At 68.5% G+C, this 25396-nt stretch carries 25 protein-coding genes; 12 read left to right on the top strand and 13 right to left on the bottom strand.

Annotated features, from left to right (window positions below; all coding sequences use genetic code 11):
* Positions 1-8: 8 nt before the first annotated feature.
* The 4 genes from FY251_RS00310 to FY251_RS00325 all read left to right on the top strand — a co-directional run bounded on the left by FY251_RS00310 (position 9) and on the right by FY251_RS00325 (position 3065).
* Positions 9-749, top strand: a complete 741-nt coding sequence (locus tag FY251_RS00310; protein ID WP_148412954.1) for a Yip1 family protein — start codon at positions 9-11, stop codon at positions 747-749.
* A 94-nt stretch (positions 750-843) separates the two neighbouring features.
* Positions 844-1431 carry a dCTP deaminase gene (gene dcd, locus FY251_RS00315; RefSeq protein WP_148412955.1) on the top strand — a complete coding sequence of 196 codons (588 nt, stop codon included), beginning with the start codon at positions 844-846 and terminating at the stop codon, positions 1429-1431.
* Complete coding sequence (locus FY251_RS00320; RefSeq protein ID WP_148412956.1) at positions 1428-2327, top strand: thiamine-phosphate synthase family protein; 900 nt, start codon at positions 1428-1430, stop codon at positions 2325-2327. Before dcd ends, FY251_RS00320 begins: the two co-directional genes overlap by 4 nt.
* Positions 2328-2339: 12 nt before the next feature.
* Positions 2340-3065, top strand: coding sequence for a class I SAM-dependent methyltransferase (locus FY251_RS00325; protein WP_148412957.1), 726 nt, complete (start codon positions 2340-2342; stop codon positions 3063-3065).
* A 130-nt stretch (positions 3066-3195) separates the two neighbouring features.
* On the opposite strand, the gene FY251_RS00330 is transcribed toward FY251_RS00325, so the two are convergent.
* Positions 3196-4119, bottom strand: a complete 924-nt coding sequence (locus FY251_RS00330) for a sulfide-dependent adenosine diphosphate thiazole synthase (RefSeq protein ID WP_148412958.1) — start codon at positions 4117-4119, stop codon at positions 3196-3198.
* 90 nt (positions 4120-4209) lie between these two features.
* Here FY251_RS00330 and FY251_RS00335 point away from each other — a divergent pair, with 90 nt between their 5' ends.
* Positions 4210-5718, top strand: a complete 1509-nt coding sequence (locus FY251_RS00335; RefSeq protein ID WP_148412959.1) for a 2-oxo acid dehydrogenase subunit E2 — start codon at positions 4210-4212, stop codon at positions 5716-5718.
* Positions 5719-5772: 54 nt separating this feature from the next.
* Here FY251_RS00335 and FY251_RS00340 read toward each other — a convergent pair whose 3' ends face one another.
* From FY251_RS00340 to FY251_RS00350, 3 genes are read right to left on the bottom strand one after another with little or no spacing between them, the layout of a single operon-like run.
* Entirely contained in the window at positions 5773-6804 is a 1032-nt protein-coding gene (locus FY251_RS00340) for an NAD(+)/NADH kinase (protein WP_148412960.1), read from the bottom strand.
* Complete coding sequence (locus FY251_RS00345) at positions 6805-7815, bottom strand: alpha-ketoacid dehydrogenase subunit beta (RefSeq protein WP_148412961.1); 1011 nt, start codon at positions 7813-7815, stop codon at positions 6805-6807.
* Positions 7812-8846: a thiamine pyrophosphate-dependent dehydrogenase E1 component subunit alpha gene (locus tag FY251_RS00350; protein WP_148412962.1), complete on the bottom strand. Its 1035-nt coding sequence runs from the start codon at positions 8844-8846 to the stop codon at positions 7812-7814. The genes FY251_RS00345 and FY251_RS00350 overlap by 4 nt, the downstream gene beginning before the upstream one ends.
* Positions 8847-9096: 250 nt before the next feature.
* Between FY251_RS00350 and FY251_RS00355 the strand changes: the two genes are divergently transcribed.
* A complete protein-coding gene (locus FY251_RS00355) occupies positions 9097-10077 on the top strand; it encodes a glutathione S-transferase family protein (RefSeq protein WP_148412963.1) in 981 nt (326 codons plus the stop codon).
* A gap of 97 nt (positions 10078-10174) precedes the next feature.
* A complete protein-coding gene (locus FY251_RS00360) occupies positions 10175-11248 on the top strand; it encodes a molybdopterin-dependent oxidoreductase (protein WP_148412964.1) in 1074 nt (357 codons plus the stop codon).
* A 6-nt stretch (positions 11249-11254) separates the two neighbouring features.
* Here the strand turns inward: FY251_RS00360 and FY251_RS22335 are convergent, their stop codons facing one another.
* From FY251_RS22335 to aspS, 6 genes are all read right to left on the bottom strand, one after another.
* A complete protein-coding gene (locus tag FY251_RS22335; RefSeq protein WP_187367305.1) occupies positions 11255-11395 on the bottom strand; it encodes a hypothetical protein in 141 nt (46 codons plus the stop codon).
* Positions 11396-11558: 163 nt separating this feature from the next.
* The gene (locus FY251_RS00365; RefSeq protein ID WP_148412965.1) at positions 11559-12035 is read right to left on the bottom strand and encodes a hypothetical protein; all 477 of its coding nucleotides are present in this window, start codon (positions 12033-12035) and stop codon (positions 11559-11561) included.
* A 60-nt stretch (positions 12036-12095) separates the two neighbouring features.
* Positions 12096-12851, bottom strand: coding sequence for a 4-phosphopantoate--beta-alanine ligase (locus FY251_RS00370; protein WP_148412966.1), 756 nt, complete (start codon positions 12849-12851; stop codon positions 12096-12098).
* 99 nt (positions 12852-12950) lie between these two features.
* On the bottom strand, positions 12951-13784 hold the full coding sequence (locus FY251_RS00375) for a pantoate kinase (RefSeq protein ID WP_148412967.1): 834 nt from the start codon (positions 13782-13784) through the stop codon (positions 12951-12953).
* 82 nt (positions 13785-13866) lie between these two features.
* The gene (locus FY251_RS00380) at positions 13867-14307 is read right to left on the bottom strand and encodes an SHOCT domain-containing protein (protein WP_148412968.1); all 441 of its coding nucleotides are present in this window, start codon (positions 14305-14307) and stop codon (positions 13867-13869) included.
* 257 nt (positions 14308-14564) lie between these two features.
* Entirely contained in the window at positions 14565-15869 is a 1305-nt protein-coding gene (gene aspS, locus FY251_RS00385) for an aspartate--tRNA(Asn) ligase (RefSeq protein WP_148412969.1), read from the bottom strand.
* A 159-nt stretch (positions 15870-16028) separates the two neighbouring features.
* On the opposite strand from aspS, the gene FY251_RS00390 reads away from it, so the two are divergent.
* Both FY251_RS00390 and FY251_RS00395 read left to right on the top strand, forming a co-directional pair.
* The gene (locus FY251_RS00390) at positions 16029-16580 is read left to right on the top strand and encodes a cupin domain-containing protein (protein ID WP_148412970.1); all 552 of its coding nucleotides are present in this window, start codon (positions 16029-16031) and stop codon (positions 16578-16580) included.
* A 78-nt stretch (positions 16581-16658) separates the two neighbouring features.
* A complete protein-coding gene (locus tag FY251_RS00395; RefSeq protein ID WP_148412971.1) occupies positions 16659-17417 on the top strand; it encodes a DUF4013 domain-containing protein in 759 nt (252 codons plus the stop codon).
* A 23-nt stretch (positions 17418-17440) separates the two neighbouring features.
* On the opposite strand, the gene FY251_RS00400 is transcribed toward FY251_RS00395, so the two are convergent.
* Positions 17441-18163: a phosphoglycerol geranylgeranyltransferase gene (locus FY251_RS00400; RefSeq protein ID WP_148412972.1), complete on the bottom strand. Its 723-nt coding sequence runs from the start codon at positions 18161-18163 to the stop codon at positions 17441-17443.
* Between the two features lie 104 nt (positions 18164-18267).
* On the opposite strand from FY251_RS00400, the gene FY251_RS00405 reads away from it, so the two are divergent.
* Complete coding sequence (locus FY251_RS00405) at positions 18268-19272, top strand: restriction endonuclease (RefSeq protein WP_148412973.1); 1005 nt, start codon at positions 18268-18270, stop codon at positions 19270-19272.
* On the opposite strand, the gene FY251_RS00410 is transcribed toward FY251_RS00405, so the two are convergent.
* A complete protein-coding gene (locus FY251_RS00410; RefSeq protein WP_148412974.1) occupies positions 19269-21791 on the bottom strand; it encodes a DNA topoisomerase I in 2523 nt (840 codons plus the stop codon). The two genes, FY251_RS00405 and FY251_RS00410, sit on opposite strands and share 4 nt — an antisense overlap.
* 296 nt (positions 21792-22087) lie before the next feature.
* On the opposite strand from FY251_RS00410, the gene FY251_RS00415 reads away from it, so the two are divergent.
* Complete coding sequence (locus FY251_RS00415) at positions 22088-22783, top strand: hypothetical protein (RefSeq protein WP_148412975.1); 696 nt, start codon at positions 22088-22090, stop codon at positions 22781-22783.
* A 71-nt stretch (positions 22784-22854) separates the two neighbouring features.
* Here the strand turns inward: FY251_RS00415 and gatB are convergent, their stop codons facing one another.
* Positions 22855-24345, bottom strand: coding sequence for an Asp-tRNA(Asn)/Glu-tRNA(Gln) amidotransferase subunit GatB (gene gatB / locus FY251_RS00420; protein WP_148412976.1), 1491 nt, complete (start codon positions 24343-24345; stop codon positions 22855-22857).
* Between the two features lie 166 nt (positions 24346-24511).
* Here gatB and FY251_RS00425 point away from each other — a divergent pair, with 166 nt between their 5' ends.
* A complete protein-coding gene (locus FY251_RS00425; protein WP_148412977.1) occupies positions 24512-25396 on the top strand; it encodes a DUF3100 domain-containing protein in 885 nt (294 codons plus the stop codon).

Consider the following 25396-nt stretch of genomic DNA (forward strand, 5'->3'; position numbering starts at 1 on the left):
TTCGACCGATGGCAGGTCCCCGAACCCCCCTCCGCAAGCCGCGCGAGTACTTCGCGTCGCGGCCGCGACCGCTCGACGCCGGGCGGGCGCTCGCCGTCGTCGCGCTCGTGACGCTCGTCGTCGCGGCCGCCACCGGCGGCATCCTCGTCACGTTCACGCACCAGCTCGACCAGCGAGTCAGCGTCGACAACCCCGCACACGCCCCCGAGATGATGTGCGACAACTACGACGAGGGCGGCCCGTTCGCCGACATGGACGCGCCCGCGGGCTGTGACCCGTCGGTGCCCGAACAGCTCGACGAGCGCCTCGGCGACCTCGTCTGGCAGGAAATCTCGTGGGTCCCGTGGGCGATGCTCGTCGGCGTGCCGCTGTTCTGGCTCTTCGAGGCGGCGGTGCTCCACCTCGGCACGTCGCTCGTCGGGGGCGAGGGCGGCTTCGCCGAGACGCTGACGGTCGCCGCGTGGGGGATGGTCCCGAGCGCGGCCCGCGCCGTCGCGCTCGCCGGCTACCTCGCCTACGCCCTCCCGCGAATCGACCTCCCGTCGACGCCCGACGCCGCGGTCGCCGCGATGCAGTCGGCGCTGTCGGGCTTCGGCCTCGTCAGCGGGGTCGTCGTGGTCGTCACGGTCGCGTGGGCGACGTACGTCAGGACCTACGGGCTGGCCCGCGCCCGCGACCTCGACGTCGAGTCGGCCGCGGTCGTCACCGTCGGCCTGAGCCTCGTCGGCCTCCTGTTCGAACTCCTCTGAGCCGTCAAAGCGAGGCGGCGTCGCCCCGCCGGGACGGGGTGGTGTCTCCCGTCGAAAGGTGGATTTACTTGTCCGCGACGCGCTCCCTTCGAGTATGATACTCTCCGACTCGGACATCCTCTCCCGCCTCGCCGAGGGTGACCTCGTGGTCGACCCGATAGACGACGTGGACATGCAGGTCCAGCCCGCGAGCGTCGACCTCCGTCTCGGCACCGAATTCCTGGAGTTCCAGCGCACGAACATCTCCTGTATCCACCCCAACCGCGAGCACGAGGTCTCCGAGTACGTCCGCGAGACGCACGTCCCGGAGGGCGAGGACTTCATCCTCCACCCCGGCGACTTCGTCCTCGGCACGACCAAAGAGCGCGTGGAGATTCCCGCCGACCTGCTGGCGACCGTCGAGGGCCGGTCGTCGCTCGGCCGCCTCGCGGTCGTCATCCACGCCACCGCGGGCATCGTCGACCCCGGCTACGAGGGCCAAATCACGCTCGAACTGTCGAACCTCGGCACCGCGCCGGTCGCGCTCACGCCCGGCATGCGCATCTCTCAGCTCGTGTTCACGGAGATGAAGTCGCCCGCGGACCGCCCCTACGGGGTCGAACGCGGGTCGAAGTATCAGGGCCAGCGCGGGCCGCAGGCGTCGCGGCTCAGCTCCGACCCCGAGTTCGGTGGCGGCGAATGAAGTTCATCGAAGAAATCGTCGTGGACGCGTTCCTGCCCACGTTCCGCGCGCTCCTCGCGGAGGACCTCCGGGACCGCGGGTTCACCCAGTCTGAGGTCGCCGACGCGCTCGGCATCAGTCAGAGCGCCGTCTCGAAGTACGCCCACGGCGAAGTCGCCACGAACGAGCGGGTCGCCGACGACCCCCGCGTCGTCGACCTCGTCTCCCGCGTCGGCGACGGCCTCGCCACCGGCGACATGACGCCCGTACAGGCGCTCGTCGAGGCCGAGGTCCTCATCCGCCAACTGGAGGAGGGCGACCTGCTTTCGGACCTCCACGAAGAGGAGATGCCCGAACTCGCCTCCCACGACGGCTTCCGGAGCATCCACGACCCCGAGGGTCGCCTCCGAACCGTCGAGCAGGTCCGCTCGTCGGTCCGCCGCGGCCTCCGCATGCTCACGAACACCTCCGGCTTCGCGGGGCTCATCCCGAACGTCGGCTCGAACCTCGTGGAGTCGCTGCCGGACGCCGACAGCGTGGACGAGGTGGCGGCCATCCCCGGCCGCATCTTCGACGTGAAGGGGCAGGCGACCGTCCCCGGCGAACCCGAGTTCGGCGTCAGCGGCCACGTCGCGGGTGTCCTGCTTTCGGCCCGCGCCGCCGGTGCCGACGTGAACGCCGCGCTCAACATCGTCTACGACGCGGGCGTCATCGAGGACCTCGAAGCCGCGGGCTACGAGTGCATCGAGTTCGACCCCGACGCGCCGACCGACCCGGTCCGCGAACTCCTCGCCGGCCGCGACCTCCCGGAGACGTTCGTCGTCTACCAGAGCGGCGGCTACGGCATCGAACCCATCACGTACATCCTCGGCCCCGACGCGCCCGCCGTCGCCGACGTGGTCCGCGTCCTGCTCTGAGGCTCCCGTCCCATGACAGCCGAACAGTCCGGTTCTCGTTCTCGCGCTCGCTCCCGTTCCCGTTCTCCCTCCGCTGTCGCCCAGTCGTTCTACACCCGGTGGGCGACGCTGTACGACGCGCTCGCCCGCCGCGCGCCCGGCGTCGGGAGCGTCAGAACCGAAGCCGCCGACGCGCTCGCGCTCTCTCCGGGCGAGACGGTCGTCGAGATGGGCTGCGGGACGGGCGCGAACCTCCCGTACCTCGCCGAGCGCGTCGGCCCCGAGGGGACCGTCGTCGGCGTCGATTTCTCCCCCGGCGTCCTCGACGTGGCCCGCGAGCGGACCCGTGAGTACCCGAACGTCCACCTCGTCCGCGCCGACGCGACCCGACCGCCGGTCGCGCCCGAACTCGAAGAATCGCCGGACGCCGTCCTCGCCACCTTCGTCTCGGGGATGTTCGACGACCCCGCGGCCGTGGTCTCGTCGTGGGCGGACCTCGTCGGCTCCGGCGGGCGACTCTGCCTCGTCGACCTCGCGGAGACGACCGCCCCGCGCTGGCGGCCGCTCAATCCGGCGTTTCGGGCGCTCGTCCGCGTCACCGCGCCGCCGGGGTCGCGCACGATGCGCGCGTCGCCGACGAAGCTGCTGAATCAGCGACTCGTCGCGGCCCACCGGGCGCTCGAATCGCGGTGTCGGGTGACTCACGAGACGACCCACGCGCTCGGCTTCGCGCGAGTTCGTGCGGGCGTGGTGGAGTAAGGAACAGATTCGGGAGCCGCGCTGTCGCCACGTTTCGGGAGTCTACGATGCGGCGAAAACGGGTCGGGAGCGACCCGGAACGAGTGTCAGAGGCGTCGGGGGAGCCGACAGTCGGACCGTCGGGAGACGGTCAGTCGTCGGCCGGGGCGGGACCGGAGATGTTCACTTCGGGCGCGTCGCGGCCGAGTTCGTCCAGACAGGACTGCGCCGCCTGTCGGCCGGACAGCAGCATGGCACCGAACGTCGGCCCCATGCGCGGCAGGTGGTGGGCGGTGGCGACGGCCATGCCGGAGGCGACGACGCCGGGGTGGACGACGCCCGTCGCGTCCACGATGCTGTCTTCGCTCTCTGCGACCCACATCGAGTCGTGGCCGGGCGAGTCGTGGCCGGGCGCGCCGTACTCGCCGTCGGCGGTCTTGTCCATGCCCGTGTTGTGTTCCTTCGCGTGTTCGATGCCGTTCACGTCGAGGACGCCGCGCTCGGAGAGCTTCGAGAGGACGACGGCGTCGTGGCCCGTCGCGTCGAGGACGAGGTCGGACTCGACCGCGATGGGGTCGACGCAGGTGAGTTCGCGCGGGAGCGCGTGGACCGGCGTCCAGTTCATGACGATGCCGCCGACGCGGTCGTCCTCGCGGAGGACGACGTCGGTGAACTCGGTCATGTTCTGGATCTTCGCGCCGGCGTCGCAGGCGGCCTTGATGAGCGCGGAACAGGCGTGCGGGCCGTCGGCGACGTACAGCCCCTCGGCCTCGTCGCTCTCCTCGTAGGGGACGCCGAGCTCGTCGAGGACGCGCTGGGCCGGGTCGCGGACGGTCACCTTGTTCATGAGGAAGCCGCCGAGCCAGAAGCCGCCGCCGAGGTAGTTGTTCTTCTCCACGATGGTCACGTCGACGCCGCGCTCGGCGAGTTCCTTGGCCGCGACGAGCCCCGAGGGCCCGCCGCCCACGACGATGACCTCGGTGTCGGTGCGCTCGCGGAACTCCTCCATCCACGAGTCGGAAATCGCGCGCGTAACCTGTGCTTCTGTCGCGTCGGTGAATCCGTCGAACGACATACCACCTAGTGATACCACCTAGTAGTAAAGTCTGGTGGTCGCGCCCGCGGCGACCTAGATATATCACGGACTATCGTGTATGTTGTACTCATGGCGTACGTAGTCAAGATGCCCAAGCTCGGGTTAGAGATGAAGTCCGGCGAGCTCTCGGCGTGGCTCGTCTCGGAGGGCGACGAGGTCACCGAGGGCGAGCCGATCGCCGAAATCGAGTCGGAGAAGACGACCGCGGAGATAGACGCCAAGGAGGACGGCGTTCTGCGCCGCGTCGTTCTCGCCGAGGGGGAGTCGACAGCGCCCGGCGGCGCGCTGGCCATCGTCGCCGGGGCGGACGAGGACATCTCCGGGTTGGAGGCGGACGCTGGCGTCGGCGAGGGCGGAGACGAACCCGCCGCGGCCGACGACTCCGCGGCGGACTCGGGCGCGGCCGAGGTGACCGAGACGGCGGCGGCGACTGGGGACGCCTCGTCGGGCGCGACGTCACGCGCCGGCGAGTCGGACGCCCCGTCGGGGAACGGCGAGGTGCGCGCGTCGCCGCGCGCGAAGCGACTCGCTGACGACCTCGGGGTCGACCTCACGACCGTCGAGGGCTCCGGGCCGCAGGGCGCTATCACCGAGAGCGACGTGGAAGCCGCGGCCGAATCCGAGACGCCCGCCGGCGGCGACGACGCCGGGACCGCCGCCGGAACCGCCGCCGCGGCCGAAAAGCGCGTGTTCGCCCCGCCGAGCGCCCGCCGCCTCGCCCGCGAACTCGGCGTCGACATCGGGGCCGTCGAGGGGACGGGACAGAACGGTCGCATCACCGAGTCCGACGTGCGGGCGGCGGGCGACGCGAGCGCGGCGGCAACCGACACCGCGGCGACCGCAGGAGCCGAGGCGACCGACGCGACCGCCGCGAGCGAACCGGTCGAGACCGAACGCCCGCTGTCGGGGATGCGCCGCACCATCGCCGACCGCCTCGGCGAGAGCTACCGCGAGGCGGTCCACGTCACGGTCGACCGTCGGGCGGACGCGGAGGAACTGCTCGCCGCGGCGAACGCCGCCGACGACGCCCTCGGCGTGGACGTGTCGATATCTGACGTACTGCTCCTCGCGCTCTCCGCGTCGCTCGACGAGCACCCCGAGTTCAACGCGACCTTCGAGGACGGCGTCCACCGGCTCCACGGGGAACACAACGTCTGCATCGCGGTCGACGTCGACGAAGGACTCATCGCGCCGGTCGTCCGCGACGTGGCCTCGCTGTCGCTGGCCGAACTCGCCGAGACCCGCGCCGAGGTCACCCAGCGGGCGCTGTCGGGCGACTTCACGATGGACGACCTCTCGGGGGGCACGTTCACCGTCTCGAACCTCGGCGTCCTCGGCGTCGAGTCGTTCGACCCGATAATCAACCCGCCGCAGGTCGCCATCCTCGGCGTCAACACGATTCGCCGGGAGGCCGTGCCGACCGACGACGGCGACGTGGCCGTCCGCCGAGTCATCTCCTTTTCGCTGTCGTTCGACCACCGCATCGTCGACGGAGCGGACGCGGCCCGCATGCTCGGCACGCTCGTCGAACACGTCGAAGACCCGTGGCCGCTCGTCATCGCCGCCGGCGGGCGGTGAAAAAATCGGAGTCGAACTGGTCGGGTCGGGCCGGACCAACCCGGGTCCGTCCCCTCACCCGAGCCTGAAGCGCCCGTCGTCGGCCGCCCGTTCGAGGACCGATTCGACGTCGACCAGTCGCGGGCCGTCTCCGACCGGACGGAGGCGAACGGTGCCGTTTCGCACCTCGTGTTCCCGCTCGCCGTCGACGCTTATCACCCCGCGGTCGACTTCGAAGACGTAGTCCTCGCCGTCGTCGAGGACGCGGTGTTCGGCCACGTCGACCGTCGAGAGGCGTCCGGGGACGGTAATCGCCCTGACCGTCGTCGCCGGGCTGGTCGCCGCATCCGGCGCGTCTGTCCCGTCAGCCCCGTCGCGGGACAGTCGGAAGCCGACGCCGCCGGGGTCGTCTGGTCGGTGCGTGACGAGACCGCCGGCGATGCCCGACAGGCCGATTTCCGCGGGCGACGACCGCGAGACGACGCCGCCGACGATGTCGCTCGGGTCGAGAATCGCCCGCGTGCCGACGAAGGGGCGGTCGAGGACGCCGACGGTGGCGAGGCCGCGGATGACCGTCGTCTCCTCGGACCGGACGACGTCGACCTCGACGGTCCCGTGGCGCGTCGTCGCCGCCGCCGCGGAGACGGCCCCGCTTCCGACGAGCGCGGCGGCCGCACCCGCGACGGTGCCGTCGACGGGCGTCGGGACGACGTTGTTCGTCCCCGTCGAGATGCTCACGACCGGCACGTCGCCGACGGTCTGGGCCACGTCCCGCGTCGTGCCGTCGCCGCCGAGGACGACGACGGCGTCGGCGTGGTCCGCGAAGTGGGCCGCGGCCGTTCTGCTGTCCCGACCCGACGCGGTGACCGTCATGTCCACGAACTCGACGCTGACACCGTCGGGCGCGTCGTCGACGATGCGGTCGGCCAGCCCCGTGTTGTCGGGCATGACCAGCACCTCCGCGTCGTCGACGAGCGTCAGCCCCGCGAGGACGCAGCCCGCGGTGCGGCGTTTCGCGTAGTTGTTACTGACGCTCGCGCCGCCGGTGAGCCGTCGGATGTCGCGGCCGGCGGCGGGGTTGACGACGAGCCCGATAGCGGTCGTCACTTACACGATGCGGTTGATTGCGGCTTCCACGTCGGAGCCGCTGGGGAGCACTTCCGCTTCGAGCGCGGGGCTGAAGGGGATGTGAACGTCGGCGACGCCGACCCGCTGGATGGGCGCGTCGAGGCTGTAGAACGCGTTCTCCATGACGCGCGTCGCCACCTCGGCGTGGGTCCCGTACGAAAGCGGGCTCTCGTCGGCGATGACGAGGCGGCCGGTCTTTTTGACGCTCTCGACCAGCGTCTCGGTGTCCATCGGGTAGAGCGACCGGAGGTCGACGACCTCGACGCTCGTCTGCCCCGCGAGTTCCTCGGCGAGTTCGAGCGACTCGCCGACCATGCGTTGGGTGGCGACGACGGTCACGTCCTCGCCCTCGCGCTCGACGCTCGCGGTGCCGATCGGGATGGTGAAGTCCTCGTCGAGCGGCACCTCGCCCTTCTGTTCGTATATCTGCTTGTTCTCGAAGACGATGACCGGGTCGTCCGACCGGATGGCCGACTTCAGGAGCCCCTTGGCGGACGCCGGCGTCGCGGGCGCGACGGCCATCACGCCGGGGAAGTGGGCGAACCACGTGTGAATCGTCCCGGAGTGCTGACTGGCCGCGCCGCTGCCGCCGCCCTCGGTCGTTCTGACGGTGACGGGCATCTCCGTCTTGCCGCCGAACATGTAGCGGTTCTTCGCCATCTGGTTGATGATCTGCTCGGAGCAGACGCCGATGAAGTCCGAGAACATGATTTCGACGACCGGCCGCGTTCCGGTCGCCGCCGCGCCGACCGCCGCGCCCATGAAGCCGGCCTCGCTGATGGGCGTGTCGCGGACGCGCTCCTCGCCGAACTGCTCGACGAGGTCGCCCGTGACCTCGTAGACGCCGCCGAACTTCCCGACGTCCTCGCCCATGACGAACACGTCGTCGTCGCGGTCGAGCTCCTCGCGGAGGGCGAGTCGAATCGCCTCGCGGATGGTCATCTCCCTCGTCTGGTCCGGGCCGGTTCCGCTTTCGGTCTCGGTGCTCATCGGTCCTCACCTCCGTCGGCCCGCATCCCGCTGGAAAAGTCGCTTATCTCCGGGACGGCCGCGTTGAACATGTCCTCGTACGCCTCGCTGGGGTCCGGATACGCCGCCTCTTTCGCCTTCCCGACGGCGTCTTCGATCTGCTGGTCGATTTCGGCTTTCATCTCGTCGAACTCGTCTTCGCTTATCGTCCCCGCCTCTACGAGCCGTCGCTTGAACGTCTCGATGGCGTCGCGGTCCTTCCAGATCGCCACGTCCTCCTCGGTCCGGTACGGCTGTTGGTCGCCCTCGAAGTGGCCGTGGTACCGATACGTCTCGGCTTCGATGAACGTCGGCCCCTCGCCGTCGGCGGCTCGCTTGCGCGCCTCCCTGACGGCCTCGTAGACGGCGGTGATGTCCATCCCGTCGACGGTGAAGCCGGGGATGTTGTACGCCTCCGCGGTCTCGCTGAGGTTCTGGACGTTGTGCTGTTTCTCGACGGGCGTCGCCTCGCCGTACTGGTTGTTCTCGACGAGGAACACCGCCGGCAGGTTCCACGTCGCCGCGAGGTTGATGGCCTCGTGGACCTGTCCCTGCGCGACCGCGCCGTCGCCGAAGAACGCCAGCGAGACGGTGTCTTCGCCTTTCAGGTGCGACGTGAGCGCGGCACCCGTCGCCAGCGGCGGCCCCGCGCCGACGATGCCGTTCGCCCCGAGCATCCCCGCGTCGACGTCCGCGATGTGCATCGACCCGCCTTTGCCGTTGCAGTAGCCGTTTGCCTTCCCGAACAGTTCGGCCATCATCAGGTCCGGGTCGAGTCCCTTCGAGATACAGTGGCCGTGACCCCTGTGGGTGCTCGTGATGTAGTCGTCCGATTCGAGGGCCGAACACGCGCCGACCCCGACCGCTTCCTCACCGACGTAGAGGTGGACGAACCCGGGGAGTTCGCCGTCGCTGAATAGGTCGGCCGCCTTCGTGTCGAACGCCCGAATCGTGAGCATCCGGCGAAGCGCCTCGCGCTGTCCATCCTCCGTTTCTATGTCTAGTACCACCATGCGACGTACCAACAATTGCCATAATCTATGATGACTTTTTCTCAACGTGGCAGTCATCGAGTCAGTCTCGCGGATGTGACTGTGTAATCGAGTAACATGGGCGTGCCCCGTTTGTGATGGAAATCATACATGTAGTGACGGCCGCGCGATGGCGACCCAGTTTGCCGACCGGTTACACCGATGTCGCCTCCCAACTTTTGGTGGTCACGTCCCAACGGACGGCTATGCAAGCACTCCAGGTCGTGGTCGCATGAACATGCTCTACGAAGGCGAGTGGCGGACCGACAAGTTCGTCGCCAACAACGAGGACGGCGAGTTCGAGCGCCAGACCACCGACTTCCGCAACTGGGTCGGCGAGGACGAGCGGTTCCCGGTCGAGGCCGGCCGGTACCACCTCTACATCTGCCGGGCGTGTCCGTGGGCCCACCGCACCGCGATGACGCGCGCGCTGAAGGGCCTCGAAGACGCGGTTTCGCTGTCGCTCGTCGAACCCGTCCGCATCGACGACGGCTGGGAGTTCTCCGAGGACCTCCCGGACCCGCTGTACGGCGAGGAGTTCCTCCGCGATATCTACCTCCGCGCCGACGACGAGTTCACCGGGCGCGTCACCGTCCCCGTGCTGTGGGACAAACAGCGCGAGACCATCGTCAACAACGAGTCCCGCGAAATCATGCGGATGCTCGACGAGGCGTTCGACCCCCTCGCAGAGCACGACGTGGACCTCAACCCCGACGGCTACGAGGAGGAGGTCGACCGCCTCATCGACGAGATCTACGAGCCGGTCAACAACGGCGTCTACCGCGCCGGGTTCGCGACGACCCAAGAGGCCTACGAGGAGGCCGTCGAGGAGCTGTTCGACGCGCTCGACCACTGGGACGAGGTACTCGACGACCAGCGGTTCCTCGCGGGCGACGTGCTCACCGAGGCCGACATCGCGATGTTCGCGACGCTGATTCGCTTCGACCACGTCTACCACACGCACTTCAAGTGCAACAAGAAGGCCGTCCACGAGTACGACAACCTCTGGAACTACACGAAGGAGTTCTACCAACTCCCCGGCATCGCGAAGACGGTCAACATAGACCACATCGTCCGGCACTACTTCGTCAGCCACGGCGACATCAACCCCAAGCGCATCTACGGCGTCGGCCCCGACCTCGACTTCGACGCGGCACACGACCGCGACCGCCTCCCGGCGGACCTCCCGGCGGCGCTGACGACCGACGACTGAGCCGTCTCCGCTCGGTTTTTGCGCTCGTCTCCGCCCCGTCCCCGTTCTGGTCGCCTCCCGCGACACCCTATTCCCGCTTGAAGCGCTATCACTTCACATGGCAAGCCGCGCGGCCCGCGCGCTCCGGCGAGTCGAACCGCCGCCGCGGGCGGTCGACTGGTCCATCTTCGCGCTCGTCGTCTTCGAGGCGCTCTCGGGCGTGCTGAGCCTCGGGGCCGGCCACCCGGCCAACGGCCTCCTGTTCGTCGTCCACGGCGTCGCCGGACTCTCGCTCGTCGTTCTCGTCGGGTTCAAGCTCTACCGCGTCCGCCGCCGCGTCCTCGACTCGCGGCTCCGCGACCGCCACACCGCGCTCTCGGTCGTCCTCGCGGTCGTCGCGCTCGCGGCCCTCGGCACCGGCGTCGCGTGGGTGCTCGGCGTCGAGGTCCGAATCGCGTTCTGGACGCTTCTCAACGTCCACATCGGCCTCGGCCTGCTCGTGGTTCCGATTCTCCTCGTCCACCTTCGGGCGCGCTTCCGCCCGCCCCGCCGGGTCGACTTCGCGGGGCGACGCCGGGCGCTCCAGTACGGCGCGATACTCGTCTTCGGCGCGGCGACCTACCGGGCGACCGAGACGGTGGGGGCGCTCTGCGGCGTCGGCCGCCGGTTCACCGGGTCGCGGTCGCTCCCGCCCGGCGAGGGCAACGACGCCTTCCCGGTGACGAGTTGGGTCGCCGACAACCCCGACCCCATCGACGCCGACTCGTGGTCGCTTTCGGTCGCGGGGCTGGTCGACCGCCCGCTCGAACTCGGCCGGGCCGACCTCGCGCCCGCCGAGACGCGGTCGGCGCTCTTAGACTGCACGAGCGGGTGGTACACCGAGCAGCACTGGACCGGCGTCAGACTCGGCGACGCGCTCGATAGCGCCGGTGTTCACTCGTCGGCGCGGTGGGTGACGGTCCGGTCGGTAACGGGCTTTCGGTGGTCCTTCCCTATCGCGGAGGCCCGCGAGATGCTGCTTGCGACCCGCGTCGGCGGCGAACCGCTCTCGCACGGCCACGGCGCGCCGCTCCGACTGGTCGCGCCGAATCGCCGCGGCTTCCAGTGGGTCAAGTGGGTCGATACGGTCGAGGCGCGGCGGCGACGCGACCCGGCGCAGTGGCTCGCGGTGCTGGTGAGCGGCTTCAGCTAGCGGCGCTCACCACGGGAGAATCCACAGCACGTCCACGAGGCGGTCTAAAATCGTCTGTTCGCGCTCGTCGTCCTCGTCGGTCTTGTCGTCGGTCGACGCCTCGTCGGCGTTCGGGCTGTCCGAGTCGCGCGCGTCGCTGGAGGGCATACTCACACCATACTCGTCAACGTACGAATATTTTCTGTGAGCCCGCGCGCCGAATCGAGGCCGGTAACGAGCGACGGGCGGCACGGTTCGGTCGGTGACGGAGGTTCGCCGACCGGAACCCATCGCGGTCGCCGGAACGCCGCGGATTCTGTGTGTTCGGCCGTCAGGCGTTCGCGGAGGCCTCTGTCGCCGCGTCGCGGGTCGCGGCGCGCCCACCGTGAGACCGCCACGCGACGAGGCCGGCACCGAAAAGCAGGACGCCGCCGGCGACGAGCAAGAACGGTTCCGCGCCGAGGACGAGTCGCGTCGTCCCGTCGAACGTCTGGACCGTGGTGTACAGCCCCGGGTCACGGACGTAGTGGGACACGGCCACGAGCGAATAGCCGATTTCGACGCCGCCGACCGCGACTGGGAGGACCGCGGCGTACTTCCATCGGAGTGCGGCCAGCGCCCCGACGACGCCGACGCCCCCGAGCCGCGCCAGCAGGTACTCCTCGTGGTTGAGCCGGCCGCCCCACCCCGTCGTTATCGTCCCGTCGTATCCCGGTGCGACGTGGAGCAGTTCCTGATGGATTCCGGCGACGACGGCTCCGAATCCGACGACTGCCATCACGACTGCGAGGGTTCGCTGGCGGTCCATACCGACACGACACGTGTCGCCCAGAAATAGCTTTGCGACCGCCCGGGTCTCGCCCGCTCCTCACTCGTCGCTTCCGCTCCGAATCGCTCGCTCGGCGGCGTCGAGGGCGGCGTCGGCGTCGAACGCGGCGACGATTTCTTCCAGTTCCTCGCGCGTCGCGCCCGCGTCTCGCAGGGCGCGGGCGTGAGCCGCGACGTTCGGCACGGCGCGCACGATGTTGTCGACGATGGGGACCGTCGCGACCTGCGCCGACCGCGACATCGGGTTGAGGTCGACGACGATTTCGACTTTGTCCATCGCGCCGAGCGCCTCGGCCCGGTCGCCGTCCTCCAGCGGGACGACGACCACGTCGGCGCTCCCGATGCCGTCGGCGTCGACTTTCGCGCGCTCGTGGTCGATGCCCGGAATCCGCCCGTCGGCGGCGAGGCCCTTCACCTCGCTCGCGCCGTGGTCGCGCAGGTGGTCCACGATGGCCCGCATGCGCTCGTCGGTTCGGTTGAACAGGTTCACCTCGATGTCGGCGTCGACGGCCTCGGCGAGGTCGACGATTTCGCCGGGACAGAGCGCCGCGACGTTCCCGTTGACGGAGATGATCGGCTGGTCCGCGAGCAGGAGGTGCGCCGCGGCCGCCCGCGCCGCCTCGTCCGCGCTCGGAATCGTCCGCTCGCCGAGGAGGTAGTCGAACGCCTCGCCGCGCCCCTGCGCGATGAGTCCCTGCCGGCTCGTGATACCCTTCTCGACGCCCTCCTCGATGCGGTGACGGGTGAGAAGCGACTGGTATCTCGGGTGGCTCTCGGGAATCTCGATGTCGCTCATTGGTGGTGGGTCGTCGCCGCGGCAGTAACACGTTTTCTCATCGGGACGGGCGGGGTCCCGAAACGACGCCGGCCGTCCGGCGAGCGCCTTCGCGGCCGCCTACTCGCTCAACAGCGTCGCGCCCGCGGGGTGGACGCGGCAGCGCTCTGGGTCGTAGCCGGCGTCCGACAACCCCGACCCGACCGCGAACACCGTCTCGCCCAGCATCGCCATCGAGCCGTCGCCGTCGGCCGCGCGCACGTCGGAAATAGCGGCTTCGACCCGGTCGGTCAGGAGCCCGGCGTCGCGGGCGAACCGCCGCGACTCGGTGACGAAGCGGTCGAGCGTCGGTTCGGCACGGAGTTCTTCGAGGGCCGTCTCGCCGGCGGCGGTGAGCGCCGTCGTGTCCCCGGACAGCACGTCGGCCGTCGAGAGGCCGCCGAACGCGACGTACTCGATTTCGGGGCGCGCGGGGATGCCGTCCATCCGACCGTGGGCCGGCGCGCCGGGTTCGATCCGAATCGGCATCCCGCCGCGGGCCTGCGCGACCACGTCGCCGAGGCCGGTCCCCGCGCGGACCTCAGCGACGTGCGCGAGTGTGACGAGTTCGTTTTCCGACCGGCCGCAGGAGAACACCGCGTTCGCCGCGAGCGCCGTCCCGAGCGCCATCGCGCCCGAGACGCCGAAGCCCGCGCCGAGCGGCAGGTCGCTTTCTGCGTCGACGGCGGCCGTCGCGCCGAGCGCTCGAAGCACGTCCGCGACGGGGGGCATCTCGACCGCCTCGCCGTCGAGGCTGACGGTCGTCTCCTGCGCCGGTTCGACCGTCACGGTGACGCCGTGAGAGAGCGCCAGCCCCGTGCCGCGGGAACCGGCGACCGCCGGGTCGTCGGCGGGGTGGGCGCTGAAAAAGCCCGTGACGTGGCCGGGCACGAACGCCGTCGCGTCGTCGCTCATCGGTGTTTCTACGACGGGGGTCCGTTAACGGTGTTGCGTTTCGTCGCGTCCGAGCCCCACCCGCCTCGTTCGCGGTTCGCGCTCAATCGCGGTCGAACTCCCGCTCTCGCTCCGCCTCGCCTGCCTCGCCCTCGCGCCGGCGTGCCGCGGCTGACTCCCGGGCATCGGTGACCGTCTCGGTCTCCAACAGTCGCTCGACTTTCGCCTCGAACTCCTCCTCGGAGAGTTCGCCGGTCGCGTAGCGCCGCCGGAGCGCTTCGAGCGCGTCTTCGGTCTCCGTCGTCGACTCGTCCGCGCCGTCGCCGCGGCGGGACTCGTAGATGCGCGCGAGGGCGAGCGCGGCGGGGAGCACGCCCGCGAAGCCGACCGGGAAGACGACCCAGAACCACGACTCCCCGAGCGCGAGCAGGCCGAAGCCGACCAGAAAGATGAGCGCCACGACGACGCCGGCGACCAACTGTTCGAGCGACGAGTCCTCGTTCCCTTCGGCGTCATCGTCGACGACGCGCTCCGCGTCGGTCAACGGTTGCCCCCGCGACGACGTGCGTGCATAGTGCTCTAACTTGTCCGAGAGCTAACGACTGTTTCGCAAAAAATGAGGCGCGTCAGTGGGCGTGTCGTCGCTTAAGACGACAGGCGCTGGCGGTCCGACGAGACTCGCGTGCGCCCGTCTCGTTGGCTCGCCACGTCTTCGCCCTACGGCTCAGACGGTGGCGGTCTCGCGGGAACTCGGTCGCGGCAAAGCCGCTCCCGGCTCCCGTGCTCGTGTTGCGCCTTCGTCTACGGACTCAGGCGTTGTCTGTCTCGTGGGAACAGAACCGCTTCCCGGATGTTCTCCAGTCCGAGCATCGTCATGATGAGGCGCTCGCCGCCGAGCCCGAAGCCGGCGTGCGGAGGCATGCCGTACTTGAACATCTTCGTGTAGTACTCGAACGCGTCGGGGTCGAGGCCCTGCTGTTCGAAGCCGGCGACGAGGTGGTCGAAGCGGTGTTCACGCTGGCCGCCCGAGACGAGTTCCATGTTCGGGTGCATCATGTCGAAGCCCGTCGAGAGCGTCTCGTCGTCGTGGTGGTCCTTGATGTAGAACGGCTTGATCTCGCTGGGCCAGTCGGTGATGAAGTAGTGCTCGCCGACGTCCTCGCCGAGCGCCTTCTCGCCCTCGGTGGGGAGGTCGTCGCCCCAGACGAGCTGTTCGTCGAGTTCGCCCGTGGCGTTGATGCGCTGGATGGCCTCCTCGTAGGTGAGCCGCGGGAACTCGCCGGACGGCGCTTCGAACTCGTCTTCGAGACCGAGCGCTTCGAGTTCGTCCTGACAGTTCTCCTCGACGGCCTCATAGGCGGCCGTGACGACGGCCTCACACACGTCCATCGCCTCCGTGTGGTCGATGAACGCCGACTCGAAGTCGATGGAGGTCGCCTCGTTGAGGTGGCGGGGCGTGTTGTGCTCTTCGGCGCGGAAGATGGGGCCGACCTCGAAGACGCGCTCCAGACCGGAGCCGACCATCAGCTGTTTGAACAGCTGCGGCGACTGGTTCATGAACGCCTCCTTGCCGAAGTAGGTGATGGGGAACAGTTCGGTGCCGCCCTCGGTCCCCGTGGCGACGATTTTCGGCGTGTTAATCTCGGTGGCGCGGAGGTCGCGGAACTGCTCGCGGACGGCGCGCTGGACCTCGGCGCGAATCTCGAAGATGGCCTTGACCTCGTCCTTGCGGAGGTCGAGCGTGCGGTTGTCGAGGCGCGTCGAGAGCTCGGCGTCGACCTTGCCGGAGGGGTCGAGCGGGAGCTGCGCCTCGGCCTCGGCGATGACGTCGAGGCTCTCGGGCGTGACTTCGACGCCCGTCGGCGCGCGCGGCTCTTCTGCGACCTCGCCGGTCACGGAGATGACGCTCTCGCGGTGGACGCCGAGACCCGTCTCGACGAGGTCGTCGTCCATCTCGTCCTTCTCGAACTTGACCTGAATCTTGCCGGAGGTGTCCCGGAGAATCAGAAACGCGATGCCGCCGAGGTCACGGATTTCGTGGACCCAGCCGGCGACGGTGATCGTGTCACCGGGCTCGGCGTCGGCCGTGTACGTTCGGTTTCGCATACGACGTGGTTCCCGACCGTTCGTCTTAAACATCGTGTCTTCGCCTCGCTCGGAGGCGTTCGACCGTCCAGTCTTGCACGCGGCGAGTCGACCGCGAGACACGACTTCTCGTGGCAGTCGGCCCCGCGGTACTTAGTCCGCGGCGCGCGTCACCCCGGTATGGCTCCCGACTCACCGGACGCACCCTCGGAGTCCGACCCGGCACCGGACGCCGCCCGCGTCGCCGACCTCGACTGGTCCGAAAGCGGACGCGGCGACCGCTTCGCGTTCCGCCGGAAGCGACTCGCGGACCGCGCCGGCGGCCGCGACCTCGGCTGTTCGCTCTACGAAGTCCCGCCCGGCAAGCGGCCGTGGCCGACGCACTACCACGAGGGCAACGAGGAGGCGCTGTACGTGCTCTCCGGAACGGGAACGCTCCGGACGCGCGAGGGTGCGGCCGACCTCGACCTCGAACCGGACACCTACGTCGCGCTCCCCGCGGGGGAAGACTACGTCAGGCAAATCGAGAACGACGGCGACGAACCGCTCCGGTACCTCGCGCTCTCGACGATGAACCACCCCGACGTGACGGTCTACCCGGACTCCGACAAAGTCGGCGTGTTCTGCGGCGCGCCCCCCGGCGGCGACAAGAGCGCGCGGACGCTCCACGGCTACTTCCCGCGGAACGCCGAAGTCGGCTACTGGGACGGCGAACCGACGACCGAGGAGTGAACCGGATGCGCGTTGGGCTACCGTGACGGTTCCGACGCTGAGGTTTATATGCGAATCCGCGGCCACCTCGACTCGGACATGGACGTTTCAGACCTCGAAGCCGCGTTCGCACTCCCGCTCGCCGAAGACACCTCGCTCGATACGGCCGTCATCGGCGTCCTCTCGACGCTCGCGTCGGTCGCAACGCCGCTCGCGGGTATTCTGCTCGCGGGCTACGTCGTCCGCCTCGTTCGCGCCGGCGACCGCGAGGCGGCCGCGCTCCCCTCGTTCGACGACCTCGCCGGCATGGCCGTCGACGGCGCTCGCCTCTCGGGCACGCTCGTCGCGCTCCAACTCCCCGCGCTCGCCCTCGCGGCCGCCGCCCTTCCGGGGTCGGGGCCGTCGATTGCGATGCTCTCGTACGCGACCCACCCGGAGATGCTCGGGCTTCTCGGCCTCACCGCGCTCGACACCGCCGGACTCGTCGCGGCCGGCCTCGCCTCGCTGGCGGGGTCGTATCTCTCGCTCGTGGCGACGGTCGCCCTCGCCCGCGAGGGGTCGCTCGCCGCATCGGTGCCCGCGGTGCGCGACCTCGCGTTCGACCGCTCGTTCGTCCGCGTCGCCTCGGCCGTCGCGCTCGTCGTCTTCGTCGCCCGTCTGCTCGTCTTCCTCTGTGCTTCGGTGCCGGTCGCCGGGACCGTCCTCGCTGCGACCGCGTCGTTCCTCTTTTTGGTCGTGTCGGCGACGCTCCTCGGTCGCGGCGCGCCTGATGCGCCGTCGCTCGGCGTGGAAGTGACTCGGGAGTCGCGCGCTGGCGACGCAAACTCGGGGTCGGCCGAGTCGATGGAGTCGGCGTAGAAACAGAAACCGCGCCCGTGGGATTACTCGGCGACGAGTTCGGCCGTCGCGTCCTTCGCGCCCTCGACCGTCTCGCGCACCGCGTCGACGCCCTCGTCGTGCAGGAGGTTGCCGACGACGACCGCGTCGGCGTGCTGGCCCATCTCGTAGGCCGTCTCGTAGTCGTGGATGCCGCCGCCGTAGAACAGCGTCGCGTCGTCGAGCGCGTCGTGCGCCGCGCCGACCTTCTCTGGGTCGCCGTAGGTGCCCGAGTACTCGACGTAGATGATTTTCTGGCCGAACATCTTCTCGGCGACGCGGGCGAACGAGGCCACGTCCTCCGCGGACTGGTCGGTGTCGGCGTCGGTGTACTCGGCGACCGACGACTCGGGGTTCAACACGATGTACGCCTCGGTGTGGGTGCGGTCCCAGTCCAGGCCGTCTTCGATGCGGACCCACTCCTTGTGCGCGCCGGTGATCCAAAACGAGTCGCTCGCGTTGAACACCGTCGGGATGAGATAGCCGTCCAGCGCGTCGTCGTCGATGACGACGCCGGGGTTCGACGGCTCCTGATAGATGGGCACGTCGTACTTCGCAGTCGCCTCGATGACGCGCTCCATCTTCTCTTCTGTGATGTCGAGCGTCCCGCCGATTTCGAGGGCGTCGGTCCCCGTCTCACACACGTCTTCGAACGTCTCGCCGTCGGCGAGGTCCTTGTCCGGGTCGATTTTGGTGATATGATCCCAGTCTTCCCACGGATAGCTCATTGGTCGCTCTATGCTTGAGGGGGCGTAAAAAGCGTGCGGATGGACTGAGCGTACATACGGCCAAGAGTGAATTTTAACCGACCTGTCGCCCAATCCGGCGTACGATGGACGCTGTCGCCGCAACCGAATACGTCGAAAACAGAGCGATGGCCCTGTCTGCGGAGGAGTTCGAACTACTCTGTGAATCGGTACTCACGGAGTCGCTTCCTCCGGCACGGTTCTCGGTGACGGCGTTTCGACAGGACGGTGGTATCGACATCGACGGACGTATCAGAAATCCGCTTCTGGACGTTTCGATCGGCGTTCAAGCGAAGCGATACGACCCGAGCAATACGGTCGGTTCGCCCGCGATACAGCGATTTCAGGGCGCGCTGGCCGATACGGGATGCGACACCGGGACGGTTATCACGACGAGTTCGTTCACTATACCGGCCGCCGAAAGCGCCGAACGGGCGGGTATCCACTTGGTGAACGGTCCCGCGCTGTTCGAGTCGATGGTCGACCTTCGCGTCGGCGTCCGCCGGCAGAGTGCTCAGTTCGAGCCCGACGATGGGTTTTGGAGCCTGTTCGGAGAGCCCGATGAGGTGGGCGCGATACCATCTAAGCGAATCCCACTCGCTAATTCGTTCGAAACGCTGGATACCGTTCTCTCGGCTATCGGCGACACCCGCGGAGCGAAAGACGACATCGTCGCGTACGCGAACGTCTCGGCCCGTCACGCGGACCTGTACGCGATTGCGGGCTGGATTCTCGGGTTCGTTCACCAAGAGTGGCCCGACGAGGGCACCCACAGACAGCGCCGCTGGTCGCTCACCCGAAGCGGCGCTCGGTACGTCGCCTATCGAACCGCGGACCTCGAAGACGAGGCCGAATCCCTCCTTCTCGGCGGGATTCGAAACGCGGAGATAATCAAGCGAATCGTAGATTCGCTCGCGGAATCGGGATCGTTCGGACACGGCGAGCTCGTTGACTTCATCGCGTCCGAGTCGGAGCTATCTCGGAGTAGCGCGAAGCGCCGGGGGAGTTCTGTCGGCGTTTGGCTCGCCCGGCTCCCCGAAGTCTCGGTCGAAAGCGGCCGGAAAAAACGCTACGTCTGGAACGGGAATTAATCGGCCGCAGTCTGCCACTTCCGAACCGTATCCGCACCCACGCCCTCGACTTTCGCCGCGATGTCGTCGGGTTCGGACGCCTTCAGCGTCTTCACGTCCTCGATGCCGGCGTCTTTCAGTTTCTCGGCGGTCTTCGCGCCGATGCCGCTGATGCTCTCTAACTCGGAGCCGCCCTCGCCGTTCTGCTGGGCCTGGTACTCGCGGTAGTTGCAGATGGGACAGCCGAGTTCCCACGGCTCGCGGTCGCCCTCGTAGGTGATCCGGAGCTCCGGGAGGTCGTGTTCCTCGCAGGACTCGTCTGTTACCTCGATGTCGCCGCGGCGGGGGAGCGGCAGCGAGTAGTCGCAGTCGGGGTAGCGGGTACAGCCGACGAGCCGGGACCCGGAGCGGAGGCGCTTGATAGCTAGCTCTCCTCCTTCCTCCGCACCACACTCGGGACACGTCCCGATGACGAGGTCGTCTTCCTCGTCGGCCTCCTCGGCCTTACAGAGCGGACAGCCGTGGACGAACGTCTTGCGCCCGGCGAGCATCTTGATGTGGTGGAGGTCGTGGTCCTCGCAGGAATCCTCCATGATGAGCGGCTTGCCCGTGGAGGGAAGCGGGAGCGTGTGCGTGCAGTCGGGGTAGGAGTCACAGCCGATGAAGTACGAGCCGCGGCGGCTCTTTCTGACGACGAGGTCGCCGCCGCAGTCGGGGCAGGTGCCGACGGTCTTGTCGGCCTTCAGCGAGTCCTGTAGCTGCTTGCCGAGCTCCTCGCGGGACTCCATCAGCCCCTCGAACACCTCTCCGAGCATCTCTTTGGACTCCTCGGTCACGTCTTCGAGGGTGGCCTCGCCGCGGGCGATAGCCAGCATGTCGGATTCGAGCTGCGAGGTCATCTCCTCGCTGACGATGAGCTTCGCGAAGTCCTCGGAGGCCTCCACGACGGCCCGCGCGAGGCGGGTCGGCCGCGGCGGGTCGCTCTCGATGTAGCCGCGGTCGTAGAGCTTCTGAATCACGTCGTGGCGGGTCGCTTTCGTCCCGATGCCCATCTGTTCCATCGTCTCGATGAGCCGCGACTGGCCGTAGCGCCGCGGGGGCTGGGTCTGCTTGGCGTCGAGGTGCGTGTCGGACAGCACGAGCGACTCGCCTTCCTCGACGTCCGGCACGAACGACTCGGTGGAGTTGAAGTACGGGTAGACGTCGTGGTAGCCCGCTTCGAGCAGGCGCTTGCCGTTGGCCTTCAGCGAGAGCCCTTCGACCTCTGCGACGACGCGGAGGTGCTCCCAGACGGCGTCCTCCGCGACCGTGGCGAAGAAGCGCCGGACGACGAGTTCGTACACGTCCCACTCGTCGTCCGAGAGGTCGGACGCCGAGGGGAGTTCGCCGGTCGGGTGAATCGGCGGGTGGTCGGTCGTCTCGTTGTCGCCCTCGGTGGGTTCGATCTCCTCCTGTTCGAGGAGGGACTCGGCGTCCTCCTTGAACCGGCGGTCGCCCTCGAACGCGCCGAGCAGTTCGCGCGGGTCGAGGTCGTCGGGGTAGACCGTGTTGTCGGTCCGCGGGTAGGTGATGTAGCCGGCCGTGTAGAGGTCTTCGGCGATGCTCATCGCCCGCTGGGCGGAGTAGCCGATAGAGCCGGCGGCGCGGATGAACTGCGTGGTGTTGAACGGCGCGGGCGGCGTGTCGGTCCGCGTGCGGCGGTTGACCGACGCGACTTCCGCGGCCTCGACGCCGAGGAGCGTCCGGTAGGCTTCCTCCGCGTCCTCCTCGTTCCAGATGCGCTCGGCTTCGGTGCCGTCGTCGTCGAGGTAGAAGTACTGCGCCTCGAAGGACTCCGCGTCGCCGTCGGCGTCCTTCGTCAGTTTGGAGAACAGCTCCCAGTAGTCCTCGGGGTCGAACGCATCGATCTCGCGCTCGCGGTCGACGATGAGCTTCAGCGTCGGCCCCTGCACGCGGCCGACCGAGATGAAGTCGTTGCCGAGCTGGCGGGCCGAAAGCGAGAGGAAGCGCGTGAGCGCCGCGCCCCAGACGAGGTCGATAATCTGTCGGGCCTCGCCCGCGGCGGCGAGGTCGAAGTCGAGGTCGTCGGGATTCTCGAAGGCTTCCGTCACCTCGCGGTTCGTAATCGAGGAAAACCGCACGCGGTCGACGGGCACGTCCTCGTTGACGTCGCGGACGAGTTCGTACGCCTCTTTCCCGATGAGTTCGCCCTCGCGGTCGTAGTCGGTCGCGATGGTGACCTTCCCCGCGCGGCGGGCGAGCCGGCGGAGCGCGGCGACGATGTTCTCCTGCGTGGGGTGTTTCTCGACGGGCGCGCCGATGAGTTCGACCGGCTCCACGTCGCGCCAGTCGTTGTACTCCGGCGGGAAGTCCACGCCGACGACGTGGCCCGACAGGCCGATGCAGCGCTTGCCGCCCCACTTGTAGACGTTCACGCCGTTCATTCGCTCCGCCTCGGCGGTCTCGCCGCTCAGGATGTCGGCGATGCGCCTCGCGGCGTTGTCCTTCTCCGTGATGATGAGTTCCGGACCCCTGCTCATTGAGCGGCGATATGACGTGGGGTGTCCTAAACCTTTCGTGCCGAATTCGTGCAGTAGCGCCCTCGACGCGCGCGGATACGGGCGGGCGGGTGAGCGCCCTCGCGCGCGAAGGTGTGTGTCTACCGACGCGTCCGCGGCACGCCGCGTCTCCCGTCGGATTTCGCCGATTCGCTCTGCCGACTCGACGCTGGGAGCGACGACGATACCCGAGACGACTGCGACACCAGAACCGACGACAGCCGCCCGCCGAACCTGACAGCAGAACGACTTTCTTCGACGGCTCGGAAGGGAGCGCCATGCGACAGCCCTCCACCGAACATCTCCGACTCGGCCTCGCGGTCCTCCTGATTTTCACGCCGCTTTGGGGGCCGGCGCTCGGACTCACCGGACCGACGTACACCTACGAGTCCGCCGAAATCGGGGTCGAGGATAACCGACTCGTCGTCCCCGACCGCGACGCTCGCTCGGAGTTGTGGCACGGCATCGATGGCTTCGTCTGCTCGGTCGGGTCGTCGGTGACGCGCTACTGCGCGCTGGAGGCAGCGACCCTGAACGGGACGCTCGCGGTGGACCATCCGGACGTGAAGTCGAGCACATCCGGCCACCTCGACGCCGCCGAACGGTATCTCGCGTACTACGACGGCCGGGTCTTCGAGCGCGAATCGACGTGGGAGGACGGCCGGTACGTCCTCTCGACGGAACGCGTCTCGGCCGCGGCGGCGCTCGATGGGGTCGCTCGGCCTCCCGACCGATACCCGACCGCGCGGACGGCTATCGAGGACGGGTCGGCGACCGCGGACCGCGAACTCTGGCCGACGGACGCGGGCGCGAGGGTGTTCGAACTCGACGGTGACTACTTCCTCGTCTACCGGACCGGCGTGGACCGCCCGCTCCCGTCGTCGCCGGCGGCGGAGGAGGCGCTGACGTGGTTCGCGGTCGTTCTCGGGTCGGCGATGCTGTTCGGTCGCGGCGACGACGCCGACGGGTCGTAACCACGCACGCGCACACCGGCACCGACAGAAGCGGCCGCTCGTCGCGGAGAAGCAAAACCGAAGTCAGTCGGTTACTCGTCCAGTCGCTCGCGGAGCAACTGGTTCACCGTGCCGGGGTCGGCGCTCCCCTTGGACTTCTGCATGACCTGCCCGACGAGGAAGTTCAGCGCGCCGCCCTCGCCGTCGTGGTAGTCGGAGACGGCGTCGGGGTTCTCGTCGATGGCCTCCTGCACGAAGCCGCCGATTTCGTCGTCGTCGGCCTTGCCGAGCCCCGCTTCTTCGACGATGGTGTCGGGGTCCTTGCCCTCGTCGAGCATCTCGCGGAGGACGATTTCCTCGGCGTTCTTCGTCGTCACCTCGTCGGCGGCGACGAGCTCGACGAGCCGCGTGAACTCGTCGAGACGGTCCGACACGTCCGTGATCTCCATGTCGCGGTAGTTGAGTTCGCCGAGCAGGTTGTCGGCGACCCACGTCGCGGCGAGGTCGGCGTCGAACTCGGCGGCCACGTCCTCGAAGAAGTCCGCGACCTCCTTGGTCGAGGTGAGCTTCGAGGCGGACTCCTCGTCGATGCCGTACTCGGCGTGGAAGCGCTCGCGGCGGGCGTCGGGGAGCTCCGGAATCGGAATCTCCTCCTTCCAGTGGGCGACCTGCAGCGGCGGGAGGTCGGCCTCGCGGAAGTAGCGGTAGTCCTTTTCTTCTTCCTTCGAGCGCATCGAGACGGTGATGCCGCGGGACTCGTCCCAGTGGCGCGTCTCCTGTTCGACGGCGCGGCCGCGCTGGATGGCGTTCTTCTGGCGGGTGACCTCGTACGCCAGCGCCTTCTCTGCGCCCTTGTGGCTGGAGATGTTCTTGACCTCGGTGCGGTTGGCCGCTTCGAGCGCCTCGCCGGAAATCGCGCCGTCGTCGTCGACCTCGTCGGCGGGGACGAGCGAGATGTTGGCGTCGATGCGGAGCGAGCCGTCGCGGGTGGCGTCGAACACGCCGAGGTATTCGAGCACCTCTTCGAGCTTGGCGAGGAACGCGCGGGTCTCCTGCGGGCTTCGGAAGTCGGGTTCGGTGACGATTTCGACCAGCGGCGTGCCGGCGCGGTTGTAGTTGACGAGCGTGTAGTCCGCCGTGTCGATGCTGCCGCCTTTGTGCTGGAGGCTCCCGGGGTCCTCTTCGAGGTGGGCGCGCGTGATGCCGATGTCGCGGCGGGTGCCCTCGACGGACACCTCCAGCGTCCCGTCGGCGCAGATGGGCGCGTCGTACTGGGTGATCTGGAAGTTCTTGGGCAGGTCGGGGTAGTAGTAGTTCTTCCGGTGGAAGCGGGTGTCCTCGGCGATGTCGGCGTTCAGCGCCTTGCCGATTTTGACCGCCGACTCCACCGCCGCCTCGTTGAGCACCGGGAGCGCGCCCGGTAGCCCGAGACAGACGGGGCACACGCGGGTGTTCGGCTCCTCGTCCTCGGCAGGCTCGGTCGAACAGCTACAGAAAATCTTCGTGGCCGTTTCGAGTTGAACGTGGACCTCCAACCCGATGACGACCGCGAGTTCGCGCTGTTCGAGCGCTTGCGCAGTCATTGGCCGCGCTTCGACGGCGGTGGGCTAAAGACTAACGGGACCGCTCGCCGAGACGCTCGCCGCGGGTGGCGACCCCGACGCGCCCGGTCGTACATGGTTGACAATAACTAACGAGGATTTATATACTGGTGTTTCATTTCTACGGTTCACACGAAACCGTTCACATATGACAAACAATACCACTTCAGACAGATGGGCACCGATTCGGACCGCCGGCCGGCTCTCGGCGCATCTCCGGACGCACCTGACGGTGCTTCTCATCGTCGTCGTCGCGGAACTCATCGGCACGATAACGTTCCCGCTCGGGCCGGGTCAGGTCGTGCTCCTGCCGCTCCTGTACGCCGTCGTCCTCGGCCTCGGCGTCAGTTACAGCGTCCTCGGGTCGGTCGTCGAACCGCTCCGGTCGGTCGTCGACGAGGACGTGAGCCGCATCGCCTCGCCGCTTCTCGTCATCGCGCTGATGCCGCTCGGCGTCAAGTACGGGACGCTCGTCGCGCCGTCGTTCTACGACCTCGTGGCGGCCGGGCCGGCGTTCGTCTTACAGGAGTTCGGTAACCTCGGCACGATTCTCATCGCGCTCCCGCTCGCCCTGCTTTTGGGTCTCAAGCGCGAGTCCATCGGGGCCGCGGTCAGCATCGCCCGCGAGCCGACCCTCGGCGTCATCACCGACAAGTACGGCATCGAGTCGCCCGAGGGCCGCGGCGTCCTCGGAACCTACATGACCGGGACGGTCCTCGGAACCGTCTTCTTCGGCCTGCTCGGCGGCTTCGCGCCCGCGACGGGGCTTCATCCCCTCGCGCTGTCGATGGCGTGCGGCATGGGGTCGGCGAGCATGATGACCGCCTGTTCCACGTCGCTGGCGGCGGCCGCCGGCGGCGCGGGCGTCGCCGAGGACCAGATTCTCAGCTTCGCCGCGACGAGCAACCTCCTGACCGGCATCACGGGGCTCTACATGGTCATCCTCGTCGGTCTCCCGGTCATCACGCGCCTGTACGCGGTCCTCGCGCCCGTGCTCGGCCGGGGTACCGCCGCGACCGACGGAGGTGAGTGA

Origin of the sequence: Haloferax sp. KTX1, assembly GCF_902410085.1 — an archaeon.
In the GTDB taxonomy this organism is placed as follows: Archaea; Halobacteriota; Halobacteria; order Halobacteriales; family Haloferacaceae; genus Haloferax; species Haloferax massiliensis.